This is a genomic window from Saccharopolyspora tripterygii, from assembly GCF_054778355.1.
This window is the reverse complement of record NZ_BAAGZP010000040.1, coordinates 330,029-356,630: the sequence shown is the minus strand read 5'-3', so window position 1 is coordinate 356,630 and position 26,602 is coordinate 330,029. Positions and strand designations below refer to the sequence as shown.

The following is a 26,602-nucleotide window of genomic DNA, read 5'->3' as shown; positions in this document are numbered from 1 at the left end:
ATGAGCCTCGCCCAACCGTTTCGGCTCGGCCCGTGCTCCGCTCCGTCGCGCGTCCTGTTCGGACCGCACGAGACGAACCTGGGCCGCGCTCGCGACATCTCGGACCGGCACGTCGCCTACTACGCGGCGCGCGCCGCCGGTGGTGCCGGCGTGCTGGTCACCGAGACCGCGAGCGTGCACGACTCGGACTGGCCCTACGAACGCGCCCCGCTGGCCTCGGACTGCGGTCCGGGCTGGGCGGCGGTGGCCGAGGCCTGCCGCCCGCACGGGACCGTGGTGCTGGCCGGGCTGGGGCACTCCGGTTCGCAGGGCTCGTCGGCGTTCTCGCAGCGAGTGCTGTGGGCGCCTTCGCGGGTGGCCGACGTGGCCGGCCGCGAGATGCCGATGGAGCTCGAACAACCCGAGATCGACGAGCTGGTACGGGGTTTCGCCCGAGCCGCTGGTGAGGCGGCGCGCAGCGGCCTGCACGGCGTGGAGCTCAACGCCGGTCAGTTCTCGCTGCTGCGGCAGTTCCTGTCCGGGCTGACCAACCTGCGCGGGGACGACTACGGGACCGATCGCACCCGCCTGCTGCGCGAGGTCCTGGACGCGGTGCGTGACGCGGTCGGCGACGGCGTGATCGGCGTGCGGTTGTCGTGCGACGAGCTCGCCCCGTGGGCGGGGATCACCCCGGACGCGGCGGCCGGGATCGTCGAGGCGATCCGCGATCAGGCCGACTACGTCGCGGTGGTCCGCGGTTCTGCGATGGGCACCTCCGCGACCCGTCCCGACCTGCACACCGAGCCCGGCTTCAACGTCGAGCTCTGCCGGACGATCCGCGAGTCCGCGGGTGGCACGCCGGTGGTCCTCCAGGGCAGCGTCGTGGATCCGGGACAGGCCCAGTGGGCGCTCGACGACGGCGTCGCCGACCTGGTCGAGATGACCCGAGCTCAGATCGCCGACCCCGACCTCGTCGTCAAGACCCGCGCGGGCACCCCGGTCCGCCCGTGCGTCCTGTGCAACCAGAAGTGCGTTGTCCGGGACAACCGCAACCCGCTGGTCACCTGCATCGGCAACCCCGCCGCGGGCCACGAGACCGAGCCGGACCCGGTCGCGGTGGAGATCACCTCACCCGGTGGGGAACCGGTCGTGGTCGTGGGCGGCGGACCTGCCGGTTTGGAGGCCGCGCGGGTGCTGGCGCTGCGGGGGCGGAGCGTGGAAGTCGTCGAGCGCGCCGAGCGCCTCGGCGGGATGGTGCCGACCGCGGCCGAGGTGGCCGGGCGCGGGCGCCTGCTCGAACTGATCCGGTGGTGGGAATCTGAGATCCGGCGCCTCGGGGTCGCCGTGCGTCTCGGTGCCGAGGCCCGGCACGAGGAGCTGTCCGGCCGCGAGGTCGTGGTGGCCACCGGTTCGGCGCCCGGCCCCTGGGGCTTCAAGATCGACGGAGGCGTCGTGCTGGACGTGGTCGAGGCGCTGAGCGGTCAGACGCCGGAAGGCCCTGTCGTCGTGCACGATCCCGTCGGCGACTTCGTCGGCGTCGGCGTGGCCGAGCTGCTGGCATCCCGAGGAGTGGAGACCGCGATCGTGACGCAGGACCAGGTCGTGGGCACGCAGCTCGCGCTCACCGGCGACCTCGCCGACGCCAACGCCCGGCTGCAGCGGGCGGGGGTCGCGCTGGAGAAGCGCTCCCTGCTGCGCGAGGTGCGCGACGACCACGTGGTCCTGGAGGACGTCCACACCGCCGAACCCCGGGAGCGGTCCGCCGCGACCGTCGTCCACTGCGGACACCGGCTGCCGGATCAGCAGCTCGGCGGACGGCGGATCGGGGATTGCGTCGCGCCCCGCACGATCCACGAGGCGGTCCTGGAAGGCCGCCGGGTCGCGGGAGGTCTGCGATGACCCGCTACCTGTTCTCCCCGCTGCGGCTCGGACCGGTCACGGTGCGCAACCGCATCGTGTTCTCCGCGCACCTGACCAACTACGCCCGCGACGGCCGTCCGACCGAGCAGCACGCCGCGTACTACGCCGCCCGGGCCGAGGGCGGTGCCGGGTTGGTGATCACCGAGGAGCACTCGACCCACCCCACCGACTGGCCGTACGAGAAGCTCATCCACGGGTTCGACCCGTCGGTGATCTCCGGGTACCGCCGGATCACCGAGGCCGTGCACGCCCACGGGGCGCCGATCTTCGCGCAGCTCAACCACAACGGCGGGCAGGCGTCGTCGATGTACTCGCGGCTGCCGGTGTGGGCACCCTCCGCTGTGCCGGACCCGATGTTCCGGGAAGTGCCCAAAGCCGTGGATGCGGACGAGATCGCCGAGATCGTCGCCGGGTACGCGACCGTCGCCGCGCACTGCGCCGAAGGCGGGTTCGACGGGGTGGAGCTGCAGTGCTCGCACTCGTCGATCGTGCGCGGGTTCCTCTCACCCGCCACCAACAAGCGCACCGACGCCTACGGCGGATCGCTGGCCAACCGGGCGAGGCTGCTGCTGGAGATCGTCGCCGCGGTCCGCGAGTCCCTCGGGCCGGACCGGGCGCTGGGCGTGCGGATCTGCGGGGACGAGCTGATCGAGGGCGGCACCACCATCGACGAGGCGGTCGAGGTCGCCAGGATGGTGGAGGCCACCGGACAGGTCGACTACATCAACACCTCGATCGGCGTGGCCACCTCGACGCTGTACATGATCGAGGCGTCCATGGCGATCCCGCCGGGCTACGCGCTGTTCATCTCCAACGCCATCCGCAAGGCGGTGGACCTCCCGGTCGTCGGCGTCGGCCGCATCAAGGACCCGTTGCAGGCCGAACGCGCGCTGGAGGAGGGACACTGCGACCTGGTCGGCGTGGTGCGCGGCCAGATCGCCGACGCCGACTTCGCGGCCAAGGCCCGGTCGGGTCACGCCACCGAGATCCGGACCTGCCTGTCCTGCAACCAGGAGTGCGTGGGCCGGATGGGTCTCAACCGCTGGCTCGGCTGCATCGAGAACCCGCGCACCGGGCGGGAATCCGTCGCGCTGCCGGAACCGCGCAGGCGCAGCCGGGTCCTGGTGGTCGGAGGTGGGCCCGCGGGCCTCCAAGCGGCCTCCACCGCCGCCCAACGCGGTCACCACGTGACCCTCTTCGAACGCTCACCGGAGACCGGCGGGCAGGTGTCCGAGGCCGCGAGCGTGCCGGGGCGGGCGGAATTCCTGGACGTGGTGCGCAACCTCCGCTCCGAGTGCCAGCGCTACGGCGTCGACATCAAGACCGGGGTCGAGGCCACCGCGCAGCTGCTGCGCGAGGAGCGGCCCGACGCGGTCGTGCTGGCCACGGGTGCTCGCCCGGAGCCTCCGCACTGGGCGGGTGAGCTGCCGCGCGTGGTCGACGTCCGCGACGTGCTCACCGGTGACGCCGCGCCCGAGGGCGAGGTGCTGATCGTCGACGAACTCGGCTTCCACCAGGCGGCTTCGGTCGCCGAGCTGCTGGCCGACCGGGGCTGCCGGGTGCAGATCAGCACCCCGGGGATGGTCGTCTGCCAGGACCTCGGCGTCACGCTGGACATGGAGACCTTCGCCATCCGCGCCCACGCCAAGGGGATCGGGCAGCGCACCGACGAGGTCGTGATGGGCGCTGCGGCCGACGGCGACAGAGTGTCGCTGCAGATCCTCAAGCACACCACCGGTGCGATGACCGAGGACGTCTTCGACTGGGTTGTGTGCGCCGTGCACCAGAGCCCGGTCGACGAGCTGTGGCAGGAGTTGCGCGACGCCCCCTTCCCGGTCCACCGGGTGGGCGACTGCCTCGCCCCGCGCCGAGCGCACGCCGCCGTGGTCGAGGGGCATCGAGCGGCGGTGGCGTTGTGAACGCGCTCCCGGAGGTCCTGGCCGTGGTCGTGGTCCGCGACGGCGCACTGCCCGGCGGAGCGGACGAGGCGGTCGCCGAGGCCGGCGGTGCCGTGCTGCTCGCGGGCACGGGGACGGGACGCGCGGCGAAGGGGCTCCGGACCGCGCGCAGTGCCTGGAACGTCGAAACACCCTGTGTCGCACCCGGATCGCTGGCCGCGACGCTGGCGCCCGCGCTGCACGGGGTGCGGGTGGTGCTGCTGCCCGCCTCGCCGGACGGGCGAGACCTCGCGCCACGGCTGGCGTTCGAGTCCGGTCGACCGCTGCACGCGGGTGCGGTCCGCTGCGGCACCGACGCTGCAGAACTGTCCAGGGTGGACGATTCGGTGGAGGTCGTGGTCCGCTTCGACGGACCGGTCGTGGTCACGCTGACGCCAGGAGTGCGCGGCGTCGGCCACCCGCTCCCGCCGCCGGAACCTGTCGCGCTGACCGTCGATCCGGTGGAGGCGCTCGACGCCGAGGTGGTCGAGGTCCGCGAGCCCGAACCGGAGACGGTCGAGCTGACCGAAGCCACCCGCATCTTCGGCGGAGGCGCCGGTCTGGTCGGCCCGGGTGCGGACGGGACCGCCGCGATGCGAACGTTGACCGAGGTCGCGGCGTGGCTGGGAGCCTCCGCCGGGGCCACCCGCGTGGTCACCGACGCGGGCTGGGCCGGGCACGACCGGCAGATCGGGACCACCGGCGTCGTCGTCGACCCGCAGCTCTACGTCGCCTTCGGCATCTCCGGTGCCACCCAGCACACCGGCGGCCTGGGCCGGCCCGAGCACGTGGTCAGCATCAACACCGACCCGTCGTGCCCGATGACCGCGATGGCGGACCTCGGGATCATCGCCGACGCCCCCGAAGTCCTGCGCGAACTCGACCGCCGGAGACGAGATGCCTGAAGTCGATGCCGTCGTCGTCGGCGCCGGACCCGCCGGGTCGGCCGCCGCGCTGGAACTCGCCCGCGCCGGGCGCAGCGTCATCCTGCTCGAACGCGGGCCGTTCCCCGGCTCCAAGAACGTCTACGGCGGGGTCGTCTACGGCCGGGTGCTCGACGAGGTCCTGCCGGAGTGGTGGCGCGAGGTGCCGGTGCAGCGCTGGGTGACCCGGCGCAGCACCATGATGCTCACCGAGAACCAGGCGCTGACCGTGGACTTCCGCAGCGAGGACTGGGGGAGCGAGCCCTACAACGGGATGACCACCTACCGCGCGGACTTCGATTCGTGGTTGGCGGACAAGGCGGTCGAGGCCGGAGCGCGGCTGGTGACTTCGACGGTGGCCACCGGGTTGCTGCGGGAGAACGGCCGGATCGCCGGCGTGCGCACCGACCGGCCGGACGGCGACATCCGGGCTGGCGTGGTCATCGCGGCCGACGGCGTCAACTCCTTCCTGGCCAAGCAGGCCGGGCTGCTGCCGGAGAAGGACCCGGAGCACCAGACCCTCGGCGTCAAGGAGACGCTCGCACTGCCGCGCGAGACCATCGAGGAGCGCTTCCAGCTCGGCGGCGACCAGGGCGCGGACTTCGAGATCCTCGGCTGCACGGGGGAGATCCCCGGCGGCGGCTTCCTCTACACCAACCGCGAGACGGTCAGCGTCGGAGTCGTGCTCTCGCTCACCGGTCTGGCGTCCTCGGGCAGGCGGCCGGAGGACGTGCTCGCCGACCTCAAGGCGCACCCGGCGATCGCGCCCTACCTGCGAGGGGCGGAGTTCAAGGAGTACTCGGCGCACCTCATCCCGGAAGGCGGATACCGCAGCATGCCACCGCTGTCGGCTCCCGGCATGCTGATCGCCGGTGACGCGGCGGCGATGTGCCTGGCCGCCGGGATCTGGCTGGAGGGCGTCAACTTCGCCCTCGGCTCCGGGCTCGCCGCCGGACGCACCGCCGCCGACGCCGTCGAGAACGGCGGTGCGCTCGACGGCTACCGGAAACGCCTGGAGGACAACTTCGTGCTCGCCGACCACAAGCGGCTGCAACGCGCGCCCGGTCTGGTGCTGTCCGAGCGGGTGCAGCAGCAGTACCCGAAGCTGCTGTGCGACTTCGCCCAAGGCGTGTTCACCGTCGGCAACCCGAAGCCGAAACCGGCTATGGGCAAGCTCTTCCGCGACACCGCGGCCCGTCACGGCGTCCGCCTGCGCAAGCTCGCCGCGGACGCCTGGACCGGGCTGCGCACCTTCGGCTGAGGAGGCGAGGCGATGTACCGAGACATCTCGTTCGAGGACCGGATGGACGCGGTCGAGTTCGACGTCGGCGAGCGAGCGCACATCACCGTCGACACCGAGGTCTGCCGGTCGTGCACCACCCAGGCCTGCGTGTCGGCGTGCCCGGCGAAGCTGTTCGTGCCGACCGGTGACGGCGGCATCCTGTTCAACTACGAGCAGTGCTTCGAATGCGGGACCTGCTACCAGATCTGCAACAACGAGGGCGCCATCAGCTGGACCTACCCCGATGGCGGTCACGGCGTCGTGTTCCGGAAGGGCTGAGGAGATGCGCATCGCGGTGGCACTGAGCCGGTCCTGGCAGCGGGTCGAGGTCGACCCGCTCACCGGTGCGATGAGCGGCGGGCATCGCGGGGAGAGCCCGGCCGAGCACGCCGCGCTGGAGCACGCGCTGCGGGTCGCCGAACGGACCGGTGGCCGGGTGCACGCCCTCACCGCAGGCCCGGTGGAGGCCGAGGAGGGGTTGCGCGAAGCGCTGGCCGCCGGTGCGCACCACGCCAGCCGCGTCGACTTCGACACCCCGCTGACCCCGGATGTTCTGGCGCGCAGCACGTCTGCGGCGGCTGCGCTGATCGCGGCCTTGCCGGAGACGCCGGACCTGGTGCTGTGCGGCGACCGGTCCGCGGACGGGGGGACCGGTGCCACACCGGCGTTCCTCGCCGCGCACCTGGGCGCGGCTCAAGCTCTCGGCGCGGTCCACCTTGAGCTCGACGGCGACCGGCTGCTGGCCCACCGCCGCCTGGACGGCGGAGCCCGCGAGATCCTGCGCCTGCCCAGCCCAGCCGTGGTCTCCGTCGAGGGCGGCCTGCGGCTGCGCCGAGCGTCCCTTCCGGCCGTGCTGGCGGCGCAGGACGCGGAGGTCGAAGTCGTTGCCGCGCCGGAGAAGGGGTTTCGCACCGACGTCGTGAGCGCTCGCCCCCGGCGCCCCCGCGCGCGGGAGTACCCCGCGCCGAGCGGCGACACGCCCCACCACCGGGTGCTGGAGCTGACCGGCGCGCTGGTCGAGAGGACGCCGCCCACGGTGATCGGCCCGCTGAGCGCCGCCGACGCGGCCGACGAGCTGTTGTCCTACTTGCAGCGCAACGGGTTCGGGGTGAGCTCATGAGCAGGGTCGCGATCGTCACCGGAGCCGCCAGGGGAGTGGGTGCGGCCGTGGTGCGGCAGCTCGCCGCGGACGGCTGGCGGGTGGTCGCGCTGGACGTGTGCGCCGATCTGCCCGGCGTGGCCTACCCGCTCGGCAGCCGGGAGGAACTGCGCCGGCTCGCCGAGCAGCACCCGGGTTCGGTGCGCGACGTGGTCGCCGACGTCCGCGACGCCGAGGCGCTGGCCGAAGCGGTCCGGGTGGCCGAGGACGAGTTCGGCGGGCTCGACGCCGCAGTCGGGGCCGCGGCCGTGATGGCCGGGGGCGCACCGCTGTGGGAGACCACCGACACCGAGCTCGACCTGCTCTTCGACATCGGGGTCCGAGGCGTGTCGAACCTGGCGCGCGCAGCCGTCCCCGCGATGCTGCGACGGCCCGAACCGCGCGCGGGACGCTTCGTCGCCCTGGCCTCGGCAGCGGCGCACCGGGGGCTCTACCACCTGGCCGGGTACAACGCGGCGAAGCACGCGGTGGTCGGGCTGATCCGCGGGCTGGCCACCGACCTGCGCGGCACCGGCATCAACGCCACCGCGGTCTCGCCCGGCTCCACGCGCACGGCCATGCTCACCGCCACGGCCGCCTGCTACGACCTCGACGACGTCGAGGAGTTCGCCGAGCACCAGGTCGTCGAGCGCCTGCTGGAGCCGGCGGAGGTCGCCGCCGCCGTGTGCTGGTTGTGCGACGAACGCGCCTCCGCGGTCACCGGCACGGTCGTCCACGCGGACGGGGGGTTCACGGCGTGAGGCTGGTGGCCGATCCCAGCCTGCAGCGCTGGGAGGAGGGGAGGACCGTCGCGGGCGGTTCGCCCTACCGCGTCCTGCGGTTGACCGCGCGCGGCAGCGCGCTCCTCGACGACTGGCTCGGCGGAAAGCCCGTCACCGCAGGGAATTCGCTGGCCGAGCGGCTCATCCGCACCGGCGTGGTGCACCCGGAGCACGACGCCGCGAGCCTGGGACCCGACGACGTCACCGTCGTCGTCCCGGTCCACGGGCCGAACCCGACCGCGCTGCTGGCCGCGCTGGAGGGCATGCGGGTCGTCGTCGTGGACGACGGATCCCCGACGCCGATCCCCGGTGCGGCCGTGCGGCACGACACCGCGCGCGGCCCCGCCGCCGCTCGCAACGCGGGGTGGCGCCTGGCCACGACGCCGCTGGTGGCGTTCCTCGACGCCGACACGCTCCCGGAACCGGGCTGGCTGGACCCGCTGCTGCGCCACTTCGAGGCACCCGGTGTCGCGGCCGCGGCGCCGAGAGTGCGCAGCACGCGGGGACGTTCAGCGCTGGAGCGCTACGAGCGGACCCGTTCGCCGCTGGACCTCGGACCCCGGCCCGGACCGGTGCTGCCGGGCAGTCGCATCAGCTACGTGCCCACCGCCGCCCTGCTGATCCGCACCGACGTCCTGGCCGAACTCGGCGGGTTCGACGAGACCATGCGCTTCGGCGAGGACGTCGACCTGGTGTGGCGGCTGAGCGCAGCTCACCAGGCCCGGTACGAGCCGGCCGCGATCGTCGAGCACACCCCTCGCCGCAGCTGGGCGGCGCTGCTGCGCCAGCGCTACGGCTACGGCTGCTCCGCAGGGCCTCTCGGCCGACGGCACGGCGAACACGTTGCCCCCGTGCGGATCTCGCTGTGGAGCGTGCTGACCTGGTCGCTGATCGCCGCCGGACGTCCCCGGCTCGCGCTGGTCGTCACCGGTGCTGCTGCTGCGCTGCTCACCCGGAAGCTCGGCGCGCTGGGCGTTCCCGCGTCGGAGTCGGTCAAGCTCGCGCTCCACGGGAACCTCGGGGCGGCACGGCTCCTCGCGGACGCGATCGGCCGTTCCTGGGCGCCGTTGGCGATCCCGCCGCTGCTGCTGAGCAAGCGCGGACGCCGCGTCCTCGTGCTCGTCGCCGCCCGGCACCTCGCGGAGGTGGGCGAACTCGACCCGGTGCGGCACTGCCTCGCCCACCTCGCCGACGACGCCGCCTACGGATGCGGTGTCCTGAGCGGGGCGCTGCGCGAACGCAGCACCACCGCGCTGCGGCCCGTGCTCACCGACAGGGGAGGGCGCAGCAGCGTTCCGGTCGGCGGAGGCGCGTCGTGAACCTCGGCGACACCGCCTGGCCCGAGCTGCGCGAGCCGCGGTTGCTCGCGGTGCCGGTCGGCGCGACCGAGCAGCACGGGCCGCACCTGCCCTGCACCGTGGACACCGACATCGCGGTCGCGCTGTGCGACAGGCTGGCCGAGCAGCGGGGCGTCGTGGTGGCGCCCGCCGTGGCCTACGGTTCCAGCGGCGAGCACGCCGCGTTCCCCGGAACCCTGTCCCTCGGCCAGCGCGCCACCGAGCTCCTGCTCGTCGAGCTCGGCCGGTCCGCCGACGCCTTCGCCGGTGTCGTGCTGGTGTCCTGCCACGGCGGCAACGCCGGACCGGTGCGGCGAGCCGTTCGTCTCCTGCGCGAGGAAGGCCGTGAGGTCCTGGCCTGGTCGCCCAGCGGTCCTGCCGACGACAGCCACGCCGGGCGCACCGAGACCTCCGTCATGCTCGCCCTCCGTCCGCACGCGGTTCACCTGGAACGGGCCGAGATCGGCAACACCGAACCGCTGTCCGCGCTAGTCGAGAGGTTGCGCGCGGGCGGGACCGCAGCGGTCAGCGACAACGGCGTGCTCGGCGACCCGCGCGGCGCCGGTGCCGCCGAAGGACGACGAATCCTCAACGCCTGGGCGGAAAGCCTCCTCCACGCCGTCGACACCTGGGTGTGACGGGCAACCCGATCGACCTCTGTCGCGTGTGGATCCCGGGTGCGGTCGCGCCGCGACTCGTCGAGATGCGACGGCGAACCGGACGTCCCGAAAAAGCCGACGAAACGCCCATCTATAGTCGATCAGGTCGACACCCCGGTGGTGCGCAGCACTCGAGAACATCCGCCTGGAAGGACCCGCAGGGTTGAGCGTGACGAACGACCTCGACGAACACGAGTTATCCGAGCAGACGCGACGAGGTGGTGACGTCCCCGCTCCCCGGCGGCGCTGGGACCGGATCGCCCTGTGGGCGGTGCCGCTGCTGGCCGCGGTCGCGGGCCTGGGCTTCGTGCTGGTGAACGTCCACTACAACGGCGGCTTCTACATCCCGCCGCTGGACGACACCTACATCCACCTCCAGTACGCGAAGCAGATCGGACAGGGCGAGTTCCTGCGCTACAACGACGGCGATCCGATCAGCACCGGTGCCAGCAGCCTGCTCTACGTCGTGGTCCTGGGTGCGCTGCACTTCGTCGGCCTGCACGGTGCGGCGCTGCTGCCCGCCGCGGTGCTCCTCGGCGTCGTCTGCCACGCGCTGACCGCAGGTGGTGTGGTGCTGCTCGGCCGTCGCGTGGCCGGCCCGGTCGCGGGTGCCTGGGCGGGCGCCCTGGTCGCGCTCAGCGGCCCGCTGCTGTGGGGCGCGACCAGCGGCATGGAGGTCTCCGCGACCGCGCTGCTGCTGGTGGCGACGCTGCTGATGCTGGTCCGCGAAGCGCCCAGCGGGGTCTTCAGGTTCACCCCGGTGCTGGTGGCTCTCGCCGCGCTGTGCCGGATGGAAGCGCTGGTGTTCCTGGTGCTGGTGCCCGCGCTGATGATGGCGGTGAGCGCGCGCCGCGGGCGCCACCTCGGCACCCGGATCGCTGCGACCGCCTGGTGCGCGCTGCCTTTCGCCGTGATCGGCTCGCAGCTGGTGTTCTACCTGGTCGCGACGGGGCACTCCTCGCCGAACGGGTCGCAGGCCAAGTCCCACCTGAGCATGCCGAACCTGAGCTTCGGCGAGCTGGCGGGCAAGACAGCCGACAACTTCTCGGCGTTCATGGAGATCCTGGCGGGTCTCAACCGGCAGGACTTCGCCTTCCCCGGCGCGCTGCTGCTCGCGGCCCTCGGCGTGGCGGTGCTGGTGCGCGACGGCGGAACGCGGAGCTGGGTCGGCTGGATCATCGGAGTCGGGACGGTGCTGGGCCTCGGCGCGATCTCCACGATGGGAACCGCGCTGTGGCAGCAGGTCCGGTACCTGCAGCCGTTCCTGCCGCTGTTCGTGCTCGTCGCGGTCATCGGCCTGGTCGAGGTCGGCAAGCGGCTGCGCCTGGGGGAGAGGACACCGGTGGCGCTGCTGGCGGTGGCCGGGTTGTTCACGGCCCTGTCCGTGCCGACCTGGGTGCACAACACCGTTCAGGACTCCGGCGGGATCCGCGAACGCGTCGTCGCCCTGGCCACCTGGACCAAGGGGAACCTGCCGGAGGGGGCGCGGCTGGGCGTGCACGACGTCGGTGCCGCCGCCTACCTGGGCGGACATCCCACGGTCGACCTCGTGGGTCTGACGACCAACGGCCTGGCCGAGCCCGCTCTGCACGGGATGGGTGCGCTCTACGAGGAACTGCGCGCGATGTCGCCCGACGACCGCCCCGACTACATCGCCATCTACGACCGGATGCCCAACGGAGTGCAGCTGGAGCACCTCGCCGACGCCGGTGTCCTCGGAGCGCCGGTGCTCTCACTGCCGGTGATGACGGTCTACAAGGCGGACTGGAGCCTGATCGACACCGGTGACGTGCCGATCAGGCCGATCAGCGGCGTCATCCGCGATCACGTCAACGTCGGATCCCGGGACTCGGAAGCCGATCACGACCACGTGGTGAGCACCGCGCGCGCCGGTTTCCAGCCGCTCACCGAGGCGCGCACGCTGGAGGTCGGCGGGCGCGAGGTCGTCGACAGCGCCCGGCACGTCATCGGCGAGGAGGAGTTCACACTGCGCGGCCTCGTTCCGGGACGCGAGGTCCGGCTCATCGCGCGGCACGACTCGACCGGCCCGAAACCCGGCCTGTACACCGGTGCCCGCGACGTGCGGGTGTTCGCCGATGGTGCGGACCTGGGAAAGCACTGGCTCAAGCCGGAGACCAAGGGCTGGTCGGAGACCGTGATCAGGATCCCGGCGGAGCACGTGACGGGCACCGAGCTGACCGTCCGGATGGCCGCGATGACCTCGTTCGGCCCGTCTCCTGACTACAAGTCCTTCGGCTACTGGGCGGTCCAGTGACCCGGTGACCTCGGGCGGGCGCGGTTGACACCCGCCCCGGGCTTTCGTGTACTCGGGTGCGATGAGCGACGAGCGGATGGCGGCGGGTGCGCGCACCAGCCTGCCCGAGTGGCACGAGCCGGTCGAGGTCGATCCGACCGGCCGGCGGTTCGCGATCATCGGAATCGGCCCCGGCGCCCGGGAGATCACCCGGCGCTGGGCCTGCTCGGCACCGGGCGCTTGCTGGGCGGTGCACGGGGATCGCGCCGAGGAGGTGGCCGAGGCGCTGGACGCGCAGCTGCGGGCGGCTCGGGTCGGGTGGCGGCTGATGCTGGCGGGGCCGGAGGCCGACGTGCTGGCACTGCGCTCGCGGGCGATCGCCGCCGGTGCCGTGGACGAGGAGATCCGCTGCCAGGTCACCTCGCGGGAGCGGCTGGTCGTGCACTGCGCGCACTGCGCCGCCGAGACCGAGGTGACGGCCTCGCCGGGATCCGAGATCCGGTGCGGCGGGTGCGGACAAACGCTGCACGTCTACTCCCACGTGTCCCGGCTCCGCGGCGCCTACCTGGGTTTCCGCGCCGACGTGGAGGCCTTCCGGTGAGCCTGCCCGAGCGGGTCCGGCGATTCCCGTGGCCGCTGGAGGGCGACCGCTACCGCTACGGCGTCAACGTCGAGCCGGCGCCGCGAGCGCACCGCACGGCCGCCGGGGAGTGGGGCAGCACCGTCCTGGACTTCGACGCCGCCTACGAGGACGAGCTCGCCGAGCGCGCGGCGATCCTCGACCGCGACCCGGGCAGGCACGTGGAGCTCGGGCACATGCGCGCCGCGTCGTGGGACGCCCTGCTGCACCTGCTCTCCGATGCCGCCCGCACCGACCCGGCGATGACGTTGACGCGCTGCGGTGATCGCGAATTCCTCTGGGAGAACGCGAGACTCGGGGTCTCGCGGCGGTTCCGGTTCGGTGACGAGGACTCGCTCGGCGAGCCGCCGCTGCGGTTCGCCGCCTCCCAGGTGCCCGACGACGTCGTGCTGCTCGACGAGCGGGAGGGCCGGTTGTTCGCCGACGCCGGGGTGGTGACCTTCGCGTCGAACTGGTCGATCCGGTTCGTGCTCGGCATGTCCTTCGCCGAGCTGCACGGCCCGGTTCCCCGGGACTTCGCCGACGGGGCGATCCCCCGGGCCGAGCGCTTCCTGCTCGGCCTGCACCCGGGGGAGTGCTATCGGCGGCAGAACTGGAGCTCCACCGTCGGGCACCGGCTGGACGCCTCGCTGGAGACCTACGACCGGTGGGGCGCCGAACGCGCAGGGGAGGTGGACATCGCCGAGTCGCTGCACCTGCGGGTGGAGGTCCAGCACCTGGTGCGGCTGCCGATGACGGGCTCGATCATGTTCCTGATCCGCACCTACCTGCTGCCGATGCGCGAACTCGCGCTCGTCCCGTCGTGGCGCGAGCAGTTCGCGACCGTGCTCGCCGAGCTGCCCGACGAGATGGCCGACTACAAGGGCTACGGCGAGATCCGTCCCGCGCTGCTGGAGTGGTTGCGCCGATGAGCAGGCTCACCGTGACCGACACCGGCCTCATCGCCGACGGCGTCCGACGGATCCGCCTGGGCGGCGAGGTCACCTCGCACCCGCCCGGCAGCCACCTCGACGTGCGGTGCGGCGTCGACGAGCGGGGACGGCCGCGCCGCAACTCCTACTCGTTGACCGGCGACGGGTTCCGGCCGTCGCACCACGAGATCTCGGTGCGCCTCGGGGACGGCGGATCGCGCTGGATGCACGCGCTGCGGCCTGGTGATGTCGTCGAAACCGATGGTCCGCGAAGCGGTTTCGCGCCCGTGCAGACCGCGCGCCACCACCTGCTGGTGGCCGCGGGCATCGGCATCACCCCGATCCTCTCGCACGCCAGGGCGGCTCGCAGGTGGCAGCGGTCAGCCGAAATCCACTACATATCCCGCAACGGAGCCCACGCGGACGATCTCCGGGAGCATCGGGCGCGCATCACCGCGTCTCGGACCGAGTTCTGGAACGGCCTGGACCTCACCGACCAGCCGCTGGGCACCCACCTCTACGTCTGCGGCCCGGCTCCGTTCATGGACGAGGTCGTAGTCCGGGCGGTACAGGCGGGCTGGCCGCGCACCCGCATCCACACCGAGCGCTTCGGCGCGACTCCCGCGACCGGCGAGGCCTTCTCGGTCCGCCTGCGCGCGACGGGCACGACCTTGCGCGTCGGGGAAGGCGACGCGCTCCTGGACGCGCTGGAGGCAGCGGGGGCGGACGTCCCCAGCCGGTGCCGCAAGGGGGTGTGCGGTGAGTGCATCACGCCCGTCGTGTCCGGAGACCTCGTCCACCAGGACCTCTGCCTCGCCGACGACGAGCGCGCGACCAGGATCGCGCCGTGCGTGTCCCGGGCCAGGGGCACCCTCGAACTCGACCTCTGACGGCCTGATCCCGGTGCGGTCGTCGTCGCTCCTCAGCAGGGGCGAGGGGCGAGGGTCAGGCGGATTCCCAGGCGTTCCGGCGGAGGAGGCGGAGGCCGTTGAGGGCCACGAGGATCGTGGATCCTTCGTGGCCGGCGACTCCGAGGGGGAGCGGCAGGTGGCCGACGAGGTCCCAGGTCACCAGGACCGCGATGAAGGTTCCCGCGATCACGAGGTTGGCGGTGACGACGCGCTGCGCCCTGCGGGAGAGCTCGACGACGGCCGGAATGGCGTGGAGGTCGTCGCGGACGATGATCGCGTCCGCCGCCTGGAGGGTGAGGTCGGAGCCCGCGCCGCCCATCGCGATGCCCACGTGCGCGCCGGCCATGGCGGGTGCGTCGTTGATGCCGTCGCCGACGAACGCCACCCGGTGGCCGTCCGAGCGCAGCCGGTCCACCTCGTCGAGCTTCTGGTCCGGGAGCAGGCCCGCACGGACGTCGGTGATGCCGACGTGCTCGGACAGGCGGCGGGCCCCGGCGGCGGTGTCGCCGGTCAGCAGCACCGGATCGCTGGTCAGCGCGCGCGTCGCGGCCACCGCGGCGGGGGCTTCCGGGCGCGGCTGGTCGCTGATCGACAGCAGCCCGATCGGCTCGCCGTCGCAGCGCACCAGCACCGCCGTGCAGCCCGCCTCGACCTCGAACTCCGCTGGTGCGGCGCCGATCTCGACGCGCCGGCCGTCCACCCGGGCGATGACGCCGCGTCCCGGCTGGGCGGCGAAGTCCTCGGCCGGGGGCAGTGCGAGCTCCGCCCGTTCGGCGGCGCGCACGACGGCGGCGGCCAGCGGGTGCTCGCTGGGCTTCTCGGCCGCGGCGGAGATCCGCAGCAGCTCGTCCCGGCTCCAGCCCGCGTCGAGCACCCGGACCTCGGCGACCTCCGGGGTTCCCCTGGTGAGCGTGCCGGTCTTGTCGAAGGCGACCTTGGTGGTCGTGCCCAGCTGCTCCATCACCACCGCGGACTTCACCAGCACGCCGTGGCGGCCCGCGTTGGCGATCGCGGCCAGCAGCGGCGGCATCGTGGCCAGCACCACCGCGCACGGCGAGGCGACGATCATGAAGGTCATCGCCCGCAGCAGGGATTCCCGCAGATCGGAGCCGAGCAGCAGCGGGATCGCGAACAGCGCGACGGTCGCCGCGACCATGCCGATCGAGTAGCGCTGCTCGACCTTCTCGATGAACAGCTGGGTGCGGGCCTTGGTCCGCCCGGCCTGCTCGACCAGGGCGGCGATCCGCGCGACCACGGAGTCCTCCGCGCGGCGGCTGACCCACACGCGCAGCGAACCGGTGCCGTTGAGGGTGCCTGCGAAGACCTCGGACCCGGTCGAGACGTCCACCGGGATCGGTTCGCCGGTGATCGTCGCCTGGTCGACGGCGCTGGCGCCTGAGCGCACCTCACCATCGGCCGGGACGCGCTCACCGGGCCTGACCAGCACCTCGTCCCCGACCTCCAGCTCGGATGCCGGGCGGAGGTGCTCCGCACCGGCGCTGGTCACGACGGTCGCGGTGTCCGGTGCCAGGTTCAGCAGCCCGCGCACGGAGTCCTCGGTCCGCGCGGTGGCCAGCGCTTCCAGGGCGCCCGAGGTGGCGAAGATGACGATGAGCAGCGCGCCGTCGGTGATCTCGCCGATGGACGCCGCGCCGATCGCGGCCAGCACCATCAGCAGGTCGACGTCGAGGGTCTTCTCCCGCAGCGCCTGCAGCCCGGCCAGCGCGGGCTCCCAGCCGCCGGTGACGTAGCAGGCGAGGTAGAGCGACCACCAGGACCACTCCGGGCCGCCGGCGAGCTGCAGGCACAGCCCGGCCGCGAACAGCCCGAGCGCCGCGGCGGCCCAGCGCATCTCGGGCAGCCCGAACAGCCGCGTGCGCGCGGGCGGGGCGAGACGTGGGGGAGTGGGGGTGGACGTGACCACGGGTGGGACCTCCGCAGAGCCGAGCTGACCCGCTCAGGGGATCACATGAAGAGATGTTCATGCAAACTGCGGTTTAGGAGTCGTTTCAAGATGCGGCGGAGCCGCTGTTTCAGGTGTGGGACTCAGCTGGCACCGCCGCGGGTTCTCACACGTCGTCTGGCGAGTACGCCGCGACGCCGTGTATTGGCATACATCAGGAGTGGCGCACGGAGTCCAGGCGGCGTGTGAGGTTCCGCTACCCGCACCGCCAAGCAAGGCGATTGCGCAATGCCCCCTTAGACTGCGACTCATGGGACACGGAGTGGACCGGGAGGCGACCAGGCTCGACGCGGAGTCGGCCGCGCACGTGGCGAACACGCTGCAGGCGCTGGCGACCCCGAGCCGGCTGCTGATCCTCACCGAACTGCGGCAGGGGTCGCGTCCGGTCACCGAGCTCGCCGAGGCGGTCGGCATGGAGCAATCCGCCGTGTCCCACCAGCTGCGGCTGCTGCGCAACCTCGGCCTGGTCGTCGGGGCGCGCTCGGGGCGCAGCATCGTCTACAGCCTCTACGACAACCACGTCGCCCAGCTGCTCGACGAGGCGGTCTACCACAGCGAACACCTGCGGCTGGGGCTCGTCGACCGCTCCGGCGCGATCAGCTGACGCGCAACCCCAGCGCGTCCAGCCGCATCCCGGCCAGCCGTTCGATGACCTCCGCGTCGCCCGCGCGCCAGGCCGCGGCCGGCTCGGTGCCGATCCGCTGGAGCCGTCGGTGGGGCAGCTCGGTCAGCGCGCGCAACGCCAGCAGGTCCGCGCCCTGCGCGCGCATCGCCACGGCTTGCCCGGCGGCGCGCGCGTAGCGGATCCGCCGCGGGAACCACCACGCGAGCACCGGGATCAGCGAGACCGCCACGATCACCACCGCGACGCTCGTGGCGGCCAGTCCGATCGCCTCCAGCAGCTGCGCGCCCGCGTCGACGAGCACGTCCCCCGCCGAACCGCCGCGACCCAGCGCTCCGGCCAGGTCGTCGCCGACGAACGGGACGCCCGAGGCGGTGGAGGCGGCGTCGGCGAAGGTGCTCCGAAGTCCGCCACCGGCCTCGATCATGCGGTGCCCCGGTGCCTGCAGCTGGAGCACGGCCGACTTCGCCTCACCGGCCAGCCAGCAGAACGCGGCCACCCAGGTGATCGCGACGAGATCGGACAGCAGCTGCCCCGCGAGGCGGACCGGACGTTCGGCGTAGAAGCGCATGCGCGATTCCTACCAGAGCCGACCCCATCCGTCGATCGTCCACAATGGAAAGAGAATGGCGAATGGCGCGACGATCAGCACGGTTTCACCCAGCGGGCTTGCGCCAGACCGAGACGTGCCTGGTGCTGGTGGCGGTGAACGGGCTGCGGTCCCAGTCCGCCCAGCGCTCCACCGGCCGCAGACCCGCGATCCTGGCCATGAGATCGAGCTCGGCGGGCCAGGCGTAGCGGAAGGGCATCGAGTCGAGGTGCCACCGGCCCCCGCGCATCCAGAAGTGGTGCGAGATCAGGCCTTGGTTCACCACGTCGTACTCGTCGACGCCGACGTGGTCGGCGCGGAAGTCGAAGGGCACGTGGGATTCGCCGAACGGCAGCTTCTGCAGCTCGGGCACGCCGACCTCGATCACGAAGTGCCCGCCCGGAGCCAAGTGCCGGGCGGCGTTGCGGAAGCAGTCGACCTGCTCCTCCTGGGTGGTGAGGTTGTTGATCGTGTTGAAGACCAGGTACACCAGCCCGAACTCCCCGGGAACCCGGGTTTCGGCGAAATCACCTGCGGTGACGCTGATCTGATCGCCACCCGGCTTCGCGCGCAACCGCGACAGCATCGCCTCGGACAGGTCGATGCCGTGCATGGGCACACCGCGCTCGTGCAGGGGCAGCGCCACCCGTCCGGTTCCGATGCCGAGCTCCAGCGCGGCACCGGAACCGGCGAGCCCGGCGAGGAACTCCACCGCGGGCCCGAGAACCGCGGGGGCGAACATCTCCGCCTCGTCGGAGTCGTACTCCGCCGCGACGGCCTCGCCGAAATGGTCCACAACCACGTGCCGAACGATGACACCGAAGTTCCGGGTGCGCCACCGATTTTTCGGCCGCGAGCACCCGATCGGCAGCGTTGACATCATCTCGGCGGTCGCGAAACATCCCGTTCGGTCGTGTTGAAGCGGGCGTGGAATCACGATGAGGGGTGTTCGATCATGTGTGACTTCGTGCTCACCCGGCGGCGGATGGTCGTGCTCGCCGCAGCTGCGGTCACAGTACCCGCCCTGCTCAGCGGTGCACCGCGGGCGTTCGCGGCGCCGGGGGCGCAGCGCAGCATCGACTTCGGCGGTGACTGGCGGTTCTGCCTGCTCAACACCACCGGGGAGGACGCCCCCGCGCCCGCGCCGGACGATCCCGCCTGGGGCCCCTGGACCTGCCGCACGACTGGAGCATCGGGCTCGACCCGGTCGACGACGAGCGCACCACGGGAGGCACCGGTTTCCTGCCCGGCGGGCTCGGTTGGTACCGCAAGACCTTCGCGCTGCCACCGACGACCGCGGGCAAGAAGATCTCCGTCGAGTTCGACGGCGTGTACATGGACTCCGAGGTCGTGTTCAACGGCCATCGCGTCGCCGCGCACCCCTACGGCTACACGGGCTTCGCGGTCGACCTCACCCCGCAGGCGCGCACCGACGGCGGGGAGAACGAGCTGCTGGTCAAGGCGCGCAACCAGATCCCCAGCAGCCGCTGGTACTCCGGCAGCGGCATCTACCGCGACGTGCACCTGGTGATCACCGATGCGGTCCACGTGGTCCGGCACGGCATCGCGGTCACCACACCGGGTCTCGCCGAGACCTTGCCCGGGCACGCGAACGTGCGAGTCACCGCCACCGCTGTCGCCGAAACCGGTGCGACGCGGGCGGGACTGACCGTGGTCCTGCGCGACCCCGGCGGAGCGGAGGTCGCCCGCGCGAGCGCGCCCGTCGATCTCGGGCCCGAACCCCGCGCGGTCGAGCTCGACCTCCGCGTGGACGATCCGCAGACGTGGTCGCTGGATTCGCCGCGGTTGCACACCGCCGAGGTCTCGGTGAGCGCGGGCGGAGCGGTCGTCGACGTTGCCGAAACCCCCTTCGGCATCCGCTGGTTCGCCTTCGATCCCGCGCGCGGTTTCTCCCTCAACGGCGAGGCGATGAAGCTGCGGGGCGTGAACCTGCACCACGACCTGGGTGCGCTCGGCGCCGCCACCAGCTACGACGCGATCGTCCGGCAGTTGCGGATCATGCGGAGCATGGGCGTCAACGCCGTCCGCACCTCGCACAACCCGCCGTCATCGCAGCTGCTGCGCGCGGCCGAGCGGGAGGGCGTGCTGCTGCAGGTGGAGGCCTTCGACTGCTGGCGCACCGGCAAGACCGACAACGACTACCACCGGTTCTTCGACGAGCACAGCGACGCGGACCTCACCGAGATGGTCGAGGCCGCCAAGAACTCCCCGGCCGTGATCATGTGGTCGATCGGCAACGAGATCCCCGATTCGACGCTCCCGGAAGGGGTTCCGATCGCGCGCCGCCTGGTCGACCGCGTGCGGGCGCTGGATCCGACGCGTCCTGTGGTCATCGGCTCGGACAAGCACCGCGAGGTCCCGGCCGACGGCTCGCCGCAGGACGAGATCCTGCGTATGCTCGACGGCGTCGGGCTCAACTACAACAACGCCTCTTCGGTGGACGAGCTCCACGCGAAGTACCCGCAGGTGTTCCTCTTCGAGTCCGAGTCGTCGTCGGAGACCTCCACGCGCGGCGTCTACGACAGCCCGCACCAGCTCAACACCGGCGAGAACCACACGCCGGGGAAGCACGGGACGTCCTCCTACGACAACAACCTCTCGTCGTGGACCTACAGCGGCGAGTACGGGCTGAAGAAGGACCGGGACCGGGTGTTCTTCGCCGGGCAGTTCCTGTGGTCGGGCATCGACTACATCGGGGAACCCACCCCGTACTCGGACGTCTTCCCGGTGAAGGCCTCGTTCTTCGGCGCGGTGGACACCGCGGGGTTCGCCAAGGACCAGTACCACCTGTTCCGCAGCCAGTGGACCCGCGAGCCGATGGTGCACCTGGTGCCGATGAACTGGACCGACCACGAACCCGGCGAGACGGTGGTGGTGTGGGCGCACAGCACCGCGCGGACGGTGGAGCTGCTGCTCAACGGCCGTTCGCTGGGGGAGCGCAGCTTCGACCGCAAGACCACCACCGACGGCCGCGAGTACCTGGAGACCACCGAGGCGACCGGCGACGACAAGACCGTCACCGGCGGTCCGTTCCCGGGCAGCTACACCAGCCCCAACGGCAGCGCCGGGAAGCTGCACCTGACCTGGGAGGTCCCGTTCGAACCGGGGGAGCTGGTCGCGGTGGCCAAGCAGGACGGCACCGAGATCGCCCGGGACGTGCTGCGCACGGCCGGGCCGGCGGCCGAGGTGCGGCTGAGCGGTGAGGACGTCGGTGCGCTGTCGTTCGTCACCGCCGAGGTCGTGGATGCGGCGGGTGTCCTGGTCCCCTCGGCGGAGTACGAGCTGACCTTCACCGTCGTGGGCGGGAGCCTGCTGGGTACCGACAACGGCGAGCAGGACAGTGCCGCCAACTACCGCTCGGCGACCCGGAAGGCGTTCGGCGGCAGGGCCTTGGCCATCGCGCCCGCAGGATCCGAGGTGCGCGTCACGATGGCCGAGCCCCCGCGGCCGTCCGGGACGGTCGCGGACGCGAGCTACTCCGGTTCGGCCGAGACCGGGCCCGCGAAGATGATCGACGGTGACCCGGGCACGCGCTGGTCGAACCACTACGTCAAGGAGGCCACCGGCCTGCTGCACGCCGTGAGCGCGGCGCACGCGCGCGAGTGGGTGTCGATCAGGTGGCCGGACGCCCGGAGCGTCGAGGCGGTCGAGCTGACCTTCACCGTCGACGCCGCGCACGCGGTGCCCGCCTCGGTAGCGGTGAGCTACTGGGACGGCACCGGCTTCGCACCGGTCCGCGAGCAGAGCGGTGAACCGTCGCCGGTCACCCGGATCACCTTCGAGCCCGTCACCACCGACCGGCTCAGGATCGCGCTGACCAGCGCGAAACCCGGTTCGGGGGAAGGGTTCCTGGGCGTGAGTGAGCTACTCGTGTAGATCCGGCGGCTGGTCGGTGTGCCGGAGCGAGAGCCCGGTTCCCCAGCAGTTGGGGCACAGCCGCTGCGTGGTGGTGACCTCCGGTGGGGAGGTCCCCTCGTCCCGCCGCACGTGCATCGCCGACACCTCGCGCCGGCCCTCGCAGTTGCGGCACTGCTCGCGCGGCAGCTCGGCCGCCGGCACCGCCTGCACCTGCTGCACCACCCGGTGGCGCAGGGCGCGCAGTTCCTCGGGCTCCTCGTCGGGGTCGGCGTGCCTGCCGAGCAGGTCCGTCTCGGCCAGCGCCGCCTCGAAGGTGCGCAGCAGCTGCTCCACTTCGCCGAGGTCGTCCTGCGCGGTCACCGGTCGCCCCGCAGGTGCGCGGCGTCGGCGATCGGTGATTGCGGTGCGGTGGGTGTCATGGGAGCCGTCCGAATTCTTCTGCGGTGCGCTGGTTCGGCTGTCGTCCGGGAACGGCGAGCTAGCATCGCAGAGCCCACCGGAGCGAAATAGGATCGAATTCACATCGTTGAAAACGATCCGAAAACGCGCCAATCACGCGCCGGTAACCTCCTTCGGCGAGTGCGGTCGTGATTGCGCTGGTGGGGCGACCGAATCGCAGCTCCCGGGTCTGTTCGCAGCGGCTTTGCGCCGACCGGAGCCCTGAGCTCCGCGTTGCGGGAGCGAAAGCGCTCGGGGCAAGGTTGATCGGGCCTGTCCGCGGAATTCGGCGAATCGCGTGATGCGGAAATGGGAATTCCGTTTCAACGCGTTGTTTTCGCCAGGGGCTGGGCGGGATCCCTGGGGGAGTGGGACCCGCCCAGCATTGGGCGAGGGCCGATGAGGGGGGAGCACCGGTCACCTCGCGTGGTAGCGACGTCGGGGGATGGGGCGCCGCTACTAATGATCATAGTAGATGTGAATCTGGTTGCGGGTCAACGGTGTTTCGGATCGCAAGCGGTCCTAAATGGATCGCTGCCGTCGAGAAAACCCGAACCGCGTTCACAAAGCGCGCGCGACGTGCGCTTCCAGACGTACGATGGGGCCGGGGAGGAAGGCCGATGCGTTGTCTGGGTGAGCTCGAAGCCGCGGTGATGCGGGTGATGTGGGAATCGGCGGAGCCGATCAAGGTGCGAGAGGTCTTGGAACGGCTCGACACCGGTCGCTCGCGTGCCTACACGACGGTGCTGACGGTGCTCGACAACCTCCACCGCAAGGGCTGGGTCGAGCGGGAGAGGGACGGCCGGGCCTACCGGTACGAGGCGCGGCGCACCCGAGAAGAAGCGGCCACGCGAACCCTGCACCAGGTCCTCGCGGTCTCGGGAAATCCGGACGCGGTCCTCGCGCACTTCGCCGCCTCGGTCAGCGACGAGCAGGCGGAGCTGCTGCAGGCGGCCCTCGTCGAGCGCCTGCGGGCTGATCAGGGCTTGTAGGCGACGCCGCCGAGGATCAGCCGCTCCACCAGCGACGGCTCGCGCATCGGTGGCCCGTCCGGCCACCAGTCGTTGAGCTCGACCAGGCCCGGTGCGACCAGCTCCAGGCCGCCGAAGAACTCGGTGATCTCCTCGCGCGTGCGGTAACGACCCGTGGCCATCGACGACTCCCGCCAGCGCTGCTCCAGCTCCCGGGCCATCCGGTGGCCTTCGGGCAGCTCCTCGCCGGGATCCCACCAGTGCGAGATCGCCAGGTACGAGCCCGACGGCAGCGCGTCCACGTAGCGCCGCATGAACGCGGCGGGCTCCGCGTCGTCGTCCACGTGGTGCAGCGTCGCGCACTGGATCAGCACCATCGGCTGGGAGAAGTCCAGCTTCGCGACCTGCGGGGTCGCCAGCAGGGTCGCCGGGTCCCGCAGGTCGGAGGTGGCGAAGTGGGTGTGGTCGTTCTCCGCCATCAGCGCGCGGCCGTAGGCGGCGACGGTCGCGTCGTTGTCGACGTAGACCACCGTCGCGTCCGGGTTGTGGCGCTGCGCGACCTCGTGGGTGTTGTCCACGGTCGGCAGGCCGGAACCGATGTCGAGGAACTGGTCGACCCCGACCTCGAAGCCCGCGAGGTGCCGCACGACCCGGATCAGCCAACGCCGGATCGACTTGGCGACGTCGTCACCGTGCGGCGAGACGGCCTGGATCGCTTCGTAGACCTCGCGGTCGACGGCGAAGTTGTCCTTGCCGCCCAGGAACATGTCGTAGACGCGGGCGATGCTCGCCTTGCCGGTGTCCGGTCCGACTCCAGCGGCCCCGCCTTCGAATCCCATCGGTCCAGAGCTCCAGTGGGGTTGATCACCTCTTGGCGGGCAGTGTAGCGGGGATCGACTTGGCGCGGAGATCGGTTCCCCGCGCCGCAGGGCGTTTTCGGGCAGGCGTTGCGGAATTGGCCGGTCATGGCTTGCGAAAACGGTTATCCGGCAACGACGACGATGCGAAACCGCGACCTTCGCGGAACCTCAGGCCAGGTGGCGCAACGCATCCCGCGTCAGGTCCGCGAGAGCGGGGTAACCGTCCACGGCCATCAGGAGGTCCGCCTCGGCCAGCAGGCTCCGCAGGACGTGCACCACACCGGGCGTGCCACCGAGGGCCAGGCCGTAGGCGCAGGGACGGCCGATCCCGACCGCCGTGGCGCCCAGCGCGAGGGCCTTGACGACGTCGGCGCCCGATCGGACACCGGAGTCGAACAGGACCGGCAGCCCGTCCGCGGCGTCGACGACCTCGGGCAGCACCTCCAGCGCGGGAAGACCGCCGTCGGCCTGGCGCCCGCCGTGGTTGGAGCAGTAGATGCCGTCGACGCCGCCGTCCTTGGCGCGGCGCGCGTCATCGGGGTGGCAGATCCCCTTGACGATCAGCGGGAGGTCGGTGAGCGAACGCAACCACGACAGGTCGTCCCAGGTCAGCGGATTGCCGAAGGTGGAGACCCAGCGCAGCACCGCCGCACCGGGATCCTCCTCCGGGCTCTTGTCCAGGCCGGCCCGGAAGACCGGATCGCTGAAGTAGTTGCTCAGGCAGTGCCCGCGCAGCTGCGGGAAGTTCGAGGTGGCCAGGTCGCGCGGCCGCCACCCCGGGATCCAGGTGTCCAGCGTGACGACGATGCCCCGGTAACCGGCCTTCTCGGCGCGGTGGACCAGGCTTTCCGCCAGTTCCCGGTCCTTCGGCGTGTAGAGCTGGAAGAAGCCCGGTGTGTCCCCGAATTCCCCGGCCACGTCCTCCAGCGGATCCGAGGACAGCGTGGAGGCCACCATCGGCACTCCGCTGAGCGCGGCCGCGCGGGCGGTGGCCAGGTCGCCGTGGCCGTCCTGACCGCAGATCCCCAGGACCCCGATCGGCGCCATGAACATCGGTGAGGGCAGCTTCAGGCTGAACAGGTCCACCTCGAGGTCGCGCTCGGCGGCGCCCACGAACATGCGCGGGACGAGCCCCCAGCGGTCGAACGCCGAGACGTTCGCCCGCTGCGTGCGCTCCGAGCCCGCGCCGCCGTGGACGTAGGACCACACCGAAGGCGACATCGCCGCCTTCGCGCGTTGCGCCAGCTCCTCGAACTCCATCGGCAGATCGGGCACCACCCCGCTCAGTCCGTTGAGGTAGATCTCGAGCTGGTAATCGCCGTGAGCCATGCGCGTCCCTCCGGTGTCGGATCCGACGCGAATCTAACCGACGGGTGCCCACCCGGCGAAGCGCTCGTCGACCTCCTCCGGCCGCAAGCCGAAGTCCGCCAGCGCATACCGGTGGCTCGGCTTCGCGTGACCGGCGGTGCTCTCGGAGTGCAACGCCCGCATCGACCGCTCCGCGCCCTCGCCCAGCGGCAGGTCGAAGTGGTCGTAGATCCGCTCCACCACGCCGAGCGGATCGGACACGAAGTCCTCGTAGCGCACGTCAAAGAACTGCCGGGGATCGTGCCGCGCCCGCGCGGCGGTGAACTCCGCCAGGCCGCGCGACCACAGCTCCAGCTGGTCGCGGCCGATCGTCTCGCCGTGGAAGGTCTCCGACCACTCGTCGGTCGCGTGCGCGGCCAGGCTGCACACCGAGGCGATGGCCGTGCGCGGCTCCCGGTGCGTCTGGATCACCAGCGCGTCCGGGTAGGCCTCCAGCAGCGCGTCCAGCGCGAACAGGTGGCTGGGGTTCTTCAGCACCCAACGGCGGTTCTGCTCCGGCAGCCCGATCAGCTGCAGGTTGCGCTTGTGCCGAGCGTAGGCCGAGGTCCAGTCCTGGCCCGCCAGCCAGCGGGAGTACGTCGGCAGGTGCGCCAGGCACTCGTAGGAGATCGAGCGCATCGACTGGCGCAGCAGCTGCCAGCACTCCTCGACCTGCTCGGCCGACATGTAGTGCACGCCCATGAACTCCGGGTGCTCCACGTGGTGCTGGGTGTAGCCCTGCTGGATGCCCTGGAAGACCGGGTCGTCCTCCCAGGTCTCGCGCGGCGGCCGCGGCTGCGGCACCTCCGTCAGCCACAGCTCCAGGCCCTGGTTGCCGGGGTCGGCGGTGAGCAGCCGGTGCAGCGCGGTCGTGCCCGTGCGCGGCAGCCCGGTCACGAAGATCGGGCGTTCGACCGCGACATCGGCGTGCTGCGGGTGCTTCCGCCACGCGGCCTCGCTGAACAACCGGGCGGTCAGCGCACCCCGCAGGAACGCCCGCTTGACCTTGTTGCCCAGCGGAGTGAGGTCGGCGTCCCGCTCGTAGGACTCCAGCAGCACCCCCAGGCCCTCGGTGTAGTCGTCGGTGCCGAAGTCGTCCAGGCCGATCAGGCGGGTCGCCGATGCGTGCAGGTCCTCGACCGTGCCCACGTTCTCGCGGCCGATGCTCATGGACACACTCCTCAGTCCTCGTTCGTGATGTGCGCGTGCGGGCGCGACGCCGCCCTCGGCGTGCTCCGGGAGAACCGGAAAGCACCCGCG

General features: G+C 71.9%; 23 protein-coding genes. 16 read left to right on the top strand and 7 right to left on the bottom strand.

Translation table 11 applies throughout. From position 1 onward, the window contains the following. From ACYVF3_RS29055 to ACYVF3_RS28995, 13 genes are all read left to right on the top strand, one after another. Nucleotides 1–1,878 carry a mycofactocin system FadH/OYE family oxidoreductase 1 gene (locus ACYVF3_RS29055; RefSeq protein WP_461157464.1) on the top strand — a complete coding sequence of 626 codons (1,878 nt, stop codon included), beginning with the start codon at nucleotides 1–3 and terminating at the stop codon, nucleotides 1,876–1,878. Next, nucleotides 1,875–3,818: a mycofactocin system FadH/OYE family oxidoreductase 2 gene (locus tag ACYVF3_RS29050; RefSeq protein WP_461157463.1), complete on the top strand. Its 1,944-nt coding sequence runs from the start codon at nucleotides 1,875–1,877 to the stop codon at nucleotides 3,816–3,818. Before ACYVF3_RS29055 ends, ACYVF3_RS29050 begins: the two co-directional genes overlap by 4 nt. Continuing rightward, nucleotides 3,815–4,741 carry a mycofactocin-associated electron transfer flavoprotein alpha subunit gene (locus ACYVF3_RS29045; protein WP_461157462.1) on the top strand — a complete coding sequence of 309 codons (927 nt, stop codon included), beginning with the start codon at nucleotides 3,815–3,817 and terminating at the stop codon, nucleotides 4,739–4,741. Before ACYVF3_RS29050 ends, ACYVF3_RS29045 begins: the two co-directional genes overlap by 4 nt. Further along, on the top strand, nucleotides 4,734–6,020 hold the full coding sequence (locus ACYVF3_RS29040) for an FAD-dependent oxidoreductase (RefSeq protein ID WP_461157461.1): 1,287 nt from the start codon (nucleotides 4,734–4,736) through the stop codon (nucleotides 6,018–6,020). Before ACYVF3_RS29045 ends, ACYVF3_RS29040 begins: the two co-directional genes overlap by 8 nt. A 12-nt stretch (nucleotides 6,021–6,032) precedes the next feature. Next, the gene (locus ACYVF3_RS29035) at nucleotides 6,033–6,320 is read left to right on the top strand and encodes a ferredoxin family protein (protein ID WP_461157460.1); all 288 of its coding nucleotides are present in this window, start codon (nucleotides 6,033–6,035) and stop codon (nucleotides 6,318–6,320) included. A gap of 4 nt (nucleotides 6,321–6,324) precedes the next feature. Beyond that, complete coding sequence (locus ACYVF3_RS29030) at nucleotides 6,325–7,161, top strand: mycofactocin-associated electron transfer flavoprotein beta subunit (protein WP_461157459.1); 837 nt, start codon at nucleotides 6,325–6,327, stop codon at nucleotides 7,159–7,161. Continuing rightward, nucleotides 7,158–7,940: a mycofactocin-coupled SDR family oxidoreductase gene (locus ACYVF3_RS29025; RefSeq protein WP_461157458.1), complete on the top strand. Its 783-nt coding sequence runs from the start codon at nucleotides 7,158–7,160 to the stop codon at nucleotides 7,938–7,940. Before ACYVF3_RS29030 ends, ACYVF3_RS29025 begins: the two co-directional genes overlap by 4 nt. Beyond that, nucleotides 7,937–9,280, top strand: a complete 1,344-nt coding sequence (mftF, locus tag ACYVF3_RS29020) for a mycofactocin biosynthesis glycosyltransferase MftF (RefSeq protein ID WP_461157457.1) — start codon at nucleotides 7,937–7,939, stop codon at nucleotides 9,278–9,280. Before ACYVF3_RS29025 ends, mftF begins: the two co-directional genes overlap by 4 nt. After that, nucleotides 9,277–9,936 (top strand): mycofactocin biosynthesis peptidyl-dipeptidase MftE, encoded by a 660-nt coding sequence (mftE, locus tag ACYVF3_RS29015; protein ID WP_461157456.1) that lies wholly within the window; start codon nucleotides 9,277–9,279, stop codon nucleotides 9,934–9,936. Before mftF ends, mftE begins: the two co-directional genes overlap by 4 nt. Nucleotides 9,937–10,120: 184 nt before the next feature. After that, complete coding sequence (locus ACYVF3_RS29010) at nucleotides 10,121–12,232, top strand: hypothetical protein (RefSeq protein ID WP_461157455.1); 2,112 nt, start codon at nucleotides 10,121–10,123, stop codon at nucleotides 12,230–12,232. A 61-nt stretch (nucleotides 12,233–12,293) separates the two neighbouring features. After that, nucleotides 12,294–12,812: a dimethylamine monooxygenase subunit DmmA family protein gene (locus tag ACYVF3_RS29005; protein ID WP_461157454.1), complete on the top strand. Its 519-nt coding sequence runs from the start codon at nucleotides 12,294–12,296 to the stop codon at nucleotides 12,810–12,812. Beyond that, nucleotides 12,809–13,762, top strand: a complete 954-nt coding sequence (locus ACYVF3_RS29000; RefSeq protein WP_461157453.1) for a heme-dependent oxidative N-demethylase family protein — start codon at nucleotides 12,809–12,811, stop codon at nucleotides 13,760–13,762. The genes ACYVF3_RS29005 and ACYVF3_RS29000 overlap by 4 nt, the downstream gene beginning before the upstream one ends. Next, nucleotides 13,759–14,652 carry a PDR/VanB family oxidoreductase gene (locus ACYVF3_RS28995; RefSeq protein ID WP_461157452.1) on the top strand — a complete coding sequence of 298 codons (894 nt, stop codon included), beginning with the start codon at nucleotides 13,759–13,761 and terminating at the stop codon, nucleotides 14,650–14,652. The genes ACYVF3_RS29000 and ACYVF3_RS28995 overlap by 4 nt, the downstream gene beginning before the upstream one ends. 55 nt (nucleotides 14,653–14,707) lie before the next feature. On the opposite strand, the gene ACYVF3_RS28990 is transcribed toward ACYVF3_RS28995, so the two are convergent. Continuing rightward, nucleotides 14,708–16,525, bottom strand: a complete 1,818-nt coding sequence (locus ACYVF3_RS28990) for a heavy metal translocating P-type ATPase (protein ID WP_461157560.1) — start codon at nucleotides 16,523–16,525, stop codon at nucleotides 14,708–14,710. Between the two features lie 361 nt (nucleotides 16,526–16,886). Here ACYVF3_RS28990 and ACYVF3_RS28985 point away from each other — a divergent pair, with 361 nt between their 5' ends. Next, complete coding sequence (locus ACYVF3_RS28985) at nucleotides 16,887–17,240, top strand: ArsR/SmtB family transcription factor (protein WP_461157451.1); 354 nt, start codon at nucleotides 16,887–16,889, stop codon at nucleotides 17,238–17,240. On the opposite strand, the gene ACYVF3_RS28980 is transcribed toward ACYVF3_RS28985, so the two are convergent. Beyond that, complete coding sequence (locus tag ACYVF3_RS28980; RefSeq protein WP_461157450.1) at nucleotides 17,233–17,829, bottom strand: hypothetical protein; 597 nt, start codon at nucleotides 17,827–17,829, stop codon at nucleotides 17,233–17,235. The two genes, ACYVF3_RS28985 and ACYVF3_RS28980, sit on opposite strands and share 8 nt — an antisense overlap. Before the next feature lie 85 nt (nucleotides 17,830–17,914). Next, nucleotides 17,915–18,589 (bottom strand): class I SAM-dependent DNA methyltransferase, encoded by a 675-nt coding sequence (locus ACYVF3_RS28975; RefSeq protein ID WP_461157559.1) that lies wholly within the window; start codon nucleotides 18,587–18,589, stop codon nucleotides 17,915–17,917. 350 nt (nucleotides 18,590–18,939) lie between these two features. Here ACYVF3_RS28975 and ACYVF3_RS28970 point away from each other — a divergent pair, with 350 nt between their 5' ends. After that, nucleotides 18,940–21,744: a glycoside hydrolase family 2 TIM barrel-domain containing protein gene (locus ACYVF3_RS28970; RefSeq protein ID WP_461157558.1), complete on the top strand. Its 2,805-nt coding sequence runs from the start codon at nucleotides 18,940–18,942 to the stop codon at nucleotides 21,742–21,744. On the opposite strand, the gene ACYVF3_RS28965 is transcribed toward ACYVF3_RS28970, so the two are convergent. Then, a complete protein-coding gene (locus tag ACYVF3_RS28965) occupies nucleotides 21,733–22,086 on the bottom strand; it encodes a hypothetical protein (RefSeq protein ID WP_461157449.1) in 354 nt (117 codons plus the stop codon). The two genes, ACYVF3_RS28970 and ACYVF3_RS28965, sit on opposite strands and share 12 nt — an antisense overlap. Before the next feature lie 698 nt (nucleotides 22,087–22,784). Here ACYVF3_RS28965 and ACYVF3_RS28960 point away from each other — a divergent pair. Next, nucleotides 22,785–23,156, top strand: a complete 372-nt coding sequence (locus ACYVF3_RS28960; RefSeq protein WP_461157448.1) for a BlaI/MecI/CopY family transcriptional regulator — start codon at nucleotides 22,785–22,787, stop codon at nucleotides 23,154–23,156. Here ACYVF3_RS28960 and ACYVF3_RS28955 read toward each other — a convergent pair. The 3 genes from ACYVF3_RS28955 to ACYVF3_RS28945 form a co-directional block, all read right to left on the bottom strand. Beyond that, complete coding sequence (locus tag ACYVF3_RS28955) at nucleotides 23,144–23,974, bottom strand: SAM-dependent methyltransferase (RefSeq protein WP_461157447.1); 831 nt, start codon at nucleotides 23,972–23,974, stop codon at nucleotides 23,144–23,146. The genes ACYVF3_RS28960 and ACYVF3_RS28955 overlap by 13 nt on opposite strands. A gap of 189 nt (nucleotides 23,975–24,163) precedes the next feature. Continuing rightward, nucleotides 24,164–25,324 carry a lactate 2-monooxygenase gene (locus ACYVF3_RS28950; protein ID WP_461157446.1) on the bottom strand — a complete coding sequence of 387 codons (1,161 nt, stop codon included), beginning with the start codon at nucleotides 25,322–25,324 and terminating at the stop codon, nucleotides 24,164–24,166. A 33-nt stretch (nucleotides 25,325–25,357) separates the two neighbouring features. Beyond that, nucleotides 25,358–26,512 carry a sulfotransferase family protein gene (locus tag ACYVF3_RS28945; protein ID WP_461157445.1) on the bottom strand — a complete coding sequence of 385 codons (1,155 nt, stop codon included), beginning with the start codon at nucleotides 26,510–26,512 and terminating at the stop codon, nucleotides 25,358–25,360. Between the last annotated feature and the right edge of the window lie 90 nt (nucleotides 26,513–26,602).